Origin of the sequence: Tardiphaga sp., assembly GCF_025356345.1 — a bacterium.
GTDB lineage: Bacteria > Pseudomonadota > Alphaproteobacteria > Rhizobiales > Xanthobacteraceae > Tardiphaga.
In genome coordinates this window covers 1-4,981 of sequence record NZ_JANXTC010000353.1, presented here as the reverse complement: position 1 = coordinate 4,981, position 4,981 = coordinate 1, and the positions used below count along the sequence as shown (strand labels likewise).

The 4,981-nt window shown below is 64.4% G+C and carries 3 protein-coding genes; all 3 read right to left on the bottom strand.

The genetic code is table 11. The annotated features are described in order from the left end of the window. Window positions 1-1,766 (bottom strand): 3-hydroxyacyl-CoA dehydrogenase NAD-binding domain-containing protein (locus Q0S16_RS21370; RefSeq protein ID WP_295852755.1); only part of this gene is annotated, 1,766 nt, incomplete at its 3' end. A gap of 221 nt (window positions 1,767-1,987) precedes the next feature. Next, window positions 1,988-3,196 carry an acetyl-CoA C-acetyltransferase gene (locus Q0S16_RS21365; protein WP_295852752.1) on the bottom strand — a complete coding sequence of 403 codons (1,209 nt, stop codon included), beginning with the start codon at window positions 3,194-3,196 and terminating at the stop codon, window positions 1,988-1,990. 147 nt (window positions 3,197-3,343) lie between these two features. Next, a partial coding sequence (locus Q0S16_RS21360) for an acyl-CoA dehydrogenase C-terminal domain-containing protein (RefSeq protein WP_295852749.1) occupies window positions 3,344-4,981 on the bottom strand: 1,638 nt, incomplete at its 5' end.

Below are 4,981 nucleotides of genomic sequence, written 5' to 3'. Positions count from 1 at the left end.
ATCTCGACGATCAGCTTTTTCTGCGCCTGATCGACCGCCTGCGAGCCGAGATCGGCCTCGGTGGCCTTCATGATCTTGAGCACCAGATCGAGTGCGATCTCGTCCGACAATGACAGCGGGCCGACCGGCATGCCGGCCATCTTGGCGGTATTCTCGATCATCGCCGGCGGCACGCCTTCCAGCAGCATTTCCAGCCCTTCGGCGGTGAAGCGCAGCACACAGCGGTTGGCGAAGAAGCCACGCGAATCATTGACCACGATCGGCGTCTTGCCAATCACCCGGACGTAATCCAGCGCGGTCGCCAGCGCGACATCGCCGGTGTTCTTGCCAACGATGATCTCCACCAGCATCATCTTCTCGACCGGCGAGAAGAAATGGATGCCGATGAATTTCGACTGGTCGGTGAATTCCTCGGCGAGCGAGTTGATCGGCAGCGTCGAGGTGTTGGACGCGATGATCGCGCCTTCCTTCAAGAGCGGCTGCACCTTCTTGTAGATCTCGGCCTTCACCGCGCGATCCTCGAACACCGCCTCGATGACGAGGTCGCAGTCTTTGATCACGTCGAAATCGGCCGTCGCGGTGATCCTCGCCATCAGCGCGGCCTTGTCGGCTTCCTTCGCCCGACCCTTGCTGATCAAGCCGTCGATGGCCGCTTCGCAGTGGCCGAGACCCTTGTCGGCACTGGCCTGATCGCGGTCGATCAGCACCACATCCATGCCGCCGCGCGCCGAGACGAAACCGACCGACGCCCCCATGAAGCCGGCGCCGATGATGGCCAGCTTCTTCACCTTGGTCGGCGGAACGTTTGGCGGACGGCGCGCACCCTTGCTGAGCTCCTGCATCGAGATGAACAGGCTGCGGATCATCGCCGCCGCTTCCTTGCTCTGCAGGATTTTGGCGAAATAGCGCGACTCGACGCGCAGCGCGGCGTCCATCGGGAGCTGCAGGCCTTCATAGACGCACTGCATGATCGCGCGCGCCGCGGGATAGTTGTCGAACGTCTCGCGGCGATAGATCGCGTTGCCGGCGGGGAACAGCTGCATGCCTTGCTTGGAATAGACCGGACCGCCAGGCAGCTTGAAGCCCTTCTCGTCCCACGGCGCCGCGGCCTTGCCACCGGACTTGATCCATTCCTTGGCTGCCGTGATCAGTTCGGCCGCAGGCACCACGGCGCCGATCAGGTTCATCGCCTTCGCCTTGGTGAGGTTGATGGCCTCGCCCTTCAGCAGCATCTGCATGGTGTCCTGCGGCTGCAGCAGCCGCGCCAGGCGCTGGGTGCCGCCGCCGCCGGGGAACAGGCCGACCTTGATCTCGGGCAGGCCGAGTTTGGTCTTGGGATTGTCCGCGGCCACGCGATAGTGGCAGGCCAGCGTCACTTCAAACGCGCCGCCGAGCGCCAGGCCGTTGATCGCCGCGACCCACGGCTTGCCAGAAGTCTCGATCCTGCGCAGCGTCAGCGACAGTTTGCGGCTCTCGTCGAACAGCAATTGCTGCGCGGCTTCCTCGCCCTTGGCCTTTCGGGTCTCGGCAAAGGCCTTGTTCATACCTTCCAGCATCGACAGGTCGGCGCCGGCGGAGAACGCCTCCTTGCCGGAGGTGATGACGACACCCTTCACGGCGGCGTCCGCGGTGGTCTGGTCGACGATGGCGCCGAGCTCTTCGATGGTGGTGGTGTCGAGCACGTTCATCGAACGGCCGGGAATGTCCCAGGTGACAAGGGCAATGCCGTCGGCGTCAGTCTCGATCTTGAAGTTCTTGAAGGTCATGTGTCGCTCCCGGTAATGCCTGCAGCCATGAGGCGCCAGCGTTGATGTCTCTGCCCCTCTCCCCTTGTGGGAGAGGGTGGATCGCCCGCAAAGCGGTCGAGACGGGTGAGGGGTGGTCACAAACTCCGAGCTTTGCTGCCCCTCATCCGCCTCCGCTTCGCGGAGGCACCTTCTCCCACCTAGCGAAGCTCCGCTTCGCGTGGGGGAGAAGGAAGAACGCGCTACACCCGCTCGATGATCGTCGCGGTACCCATGCCGCCGCCGATGCACAGCGTGACCAGCGCGGTCGACTTGCCGGTACGCTCAAGCTCGTCGAGCACGGTGCCCAGGATCATCGCGCCGGTGGCGCCCAGCGGATGGCCGAGCGCGATGGCGCCGCCGCAGACATTGATCTTGTCGTTGTCGATATCGAACGCCTGCATGAAGCGCAGCACCACCGAGGCAAACGCCTCATTGAGCTCGAACAGATCAATATCCGACAGCTTCATGCCGGAGCGCTCCAGCACCTTCTTGGTGACGTCGACCGGGCCGGTCAGCATCATCGCCGGCTCGGAGCCGATATTGGCAAACGCGCGGATTTTCGCCCGCGGCTTCAGTCCGGCCTTTTCGCCGGCCTCCTTGCTGCCGAGCAGCACCGCGGCGGCGCCATCAACGATGCCCGAGGAATTGCCGGCGTGGTGCACGTAGTTGATGCGCTCGATTTCCGGATGCGACTGGATCGCCACCGCGTCGAAGCCGCCCATCTGCCCCATGGTGACGAAAGACGGCTGCAGCGCGGCCAGCGACTGCATCGTCGTGGTCGGCCGCATGTGCTCGTCCCTGGCGAGGATCGTCAGGCCGTTGATGTCCTTGACCGGCACCACCGATCTGTCGAAGCGGCCCTCGTCCCAGGACTTCGCGGCGCGCTGCTGGCTCTGCACCGCATAGCCATCCACATCATCGCGGGAAAATCCGTATTTGGTCGCGATCAAATCGGCGGAGACGCCCTGCGGCATGAAATAGGCCGGCACCGCGATCGACGGATCGACCGGCCAGGCGCCGCCGGAATCGCCAATGCCAACCCGGCTCATGGATTCGGCCCCGCCACCGATGGTCATGGCGTGCTGGCCCGACATCACCTGCGCCGCGGCGAAGTTCACGGCATCGAGGCCGGAGGCGCAGAAACGGTTGATCTGGATGCCCGGCACGTCATTGCCGTAGCCGGCGGACAAAGCCGCCATACGGGCGATATCGCCGCCAGCCTCGCCGACCGGATCGACGCAGCCGAGGATGACGTCGTCGATGGTGCCGGGCTGGATATTGTTGCGCTCTTTCAGAGCCTTCAGCGGCGCGGTGGCGAGAGCCAGCGCGGTCACTTCATGCAGCGCGCCGTCGGCCTTGCCGCGGCCGCGCGGGGTGCGCACGTGATCGTAGATATAGGCCTCGGGCATGGGGTCTCCCTCAGTGTGATTGTAGCATGCGAATTTTTTCGGCTGTCATTGCGAGGAGCCCTTGCAACGAAGCAATCCAGTCCGCGCTTGTGACTCTGGATTGCCGCGTCGCTTCGCTCCTCGCAATGACCGCGTAGGTGGTTGTCTTCAGAACGCTTCCGCCGGCAGTTCCATGGTGGTCGCCGAACCCGACTGGATGCGCGCGAGATGGACCGAGGTTTCGGGCAGCATCCGCTCCATGAAGAAGCGGCCGGTGACCAGCTTGGTGGTGAGATAGGGGGTCGCGCCGGAGCCGGCAATCTTGTCCTGCGCGACCTTTGCCATCTTCGCCCACATATAAGCGAAGCCGACCAGGCCGAACAACTGCATGTAATCGGTGGCGCCGGCGCCGGCATTATCGGGTTTCGTCATGGCATTCTGCATCAGCCACATCGTCGCCTGCTGCAGATGGCCGAGCGCGCCCGACAAGGGTGCGACATAGGGCTTCATCGCCTCGTCATCACCATGCGCCTTGGCGAAGGCGCCGACCTCGCCGAAGAACGCCATCGCCGCACGGCCGCCATCGCGTGGCAGTTTTCGCCCGACCAGATCCAGCGCCTGGATGCCGTTGGCACCCTCATAGATCATCGCAATGCGAGCATCGCGGACAAACTGCTCCATGCCCCATTCGGCGATATAGCCATGGCCACCGAACAGCTGCTGCGCCGACACCGCATTGGCAAAGCCGCCATCGGTAAGCACGCCCTTCAACACCGGGGTCATCAGACCGAGATGGTCGTCGGCGTCCTGACGCTCCTTGGCATCCTCGGAGCGATGCGCGACGTCGCTTTTCAGCGCGGTCCATACCACCATCGCGCGCGCCGCCTCGTTGAAGGCGCGGATGGTCAGCAGCGCGCGGCGCACATCGGGATGCACGATGATCGGATCGGCGGCCTTGTCCGGCGCCTTCGGCCCGGTCAGCGACCTTCCCTGCAGCCGGTCCTTGGCATAGGCCACGGCGTTCTGGTAGGCGACTTCGGACTGCGCCAGACCCTGCACGGCAACCCCGAGACGGGCCTCGTTCATCATCACGAACATGCCCTGCATGCCCTTGTTCTCTTCGCCGATCAGCCAGCCGGTGGCGCTGTCATAGTTCATCACGCAGGTGGCATTGCCGTGGATGCCCATCTTGTGCTCGATCGAACCGCAGGCCACGCCGTTGCGCGCGCCGAGCGAGCCGTCGGCATTGACCAGGATCTTCGGCACCACGAACAGCGACACGCCCTTGATGCCGGCCGGCGCGCCTTCGATGCGCGCCAGCACCAGATGGATGATGTTGTCGGCCATGTCGTGCTCGCCGGCCGAGATGAAGATCTTGGTGCCGGAGATGCTGTAGCTGTCGTCGTCCTGCTTGACCGCCTTGGTGCGCAGCAGGCCGAGATCGGTGCCGCATTGCGGCTCGGTCAGGTTCATGGTGCCGGTCCATTCGCCGGACACCATCTTGGGCAGGAAGATCGCCTTCTGCTCCGGCCGGCCGTGCACGACCAGCGCGGCTGTGGCGCCCATGGTGAGGCCGCCATACATCGAGAACGCCATGTTGGCGGAGCACTGGAATTCGGAGACGGTCTGCGACAGCGCTACCGGCAGGCCCTGGCCACCATATTCGGTGGGCGCCGACAGGCCGAGCCAGCCGCCTTCCGTGACCTGTCGGTAGGCCTCCTTGAACCCCTTCGGCGTGGTGACGCGGCCATCCTCATGGCGCACGCAGCCTTCAAGATCGCCGACGCGGTTCAGCGGCTGCAACAC

What these genes read in the sequence shown, in the direction of transcription:
- Q0S16_RS21365 (WP_295852752.1), bottom strand. Translation starts at nt 3,196, where the DNA reads ATGCCCGAGGCCTATATCTACGATCACGTGCGCACCCCGCGCGGCCGC.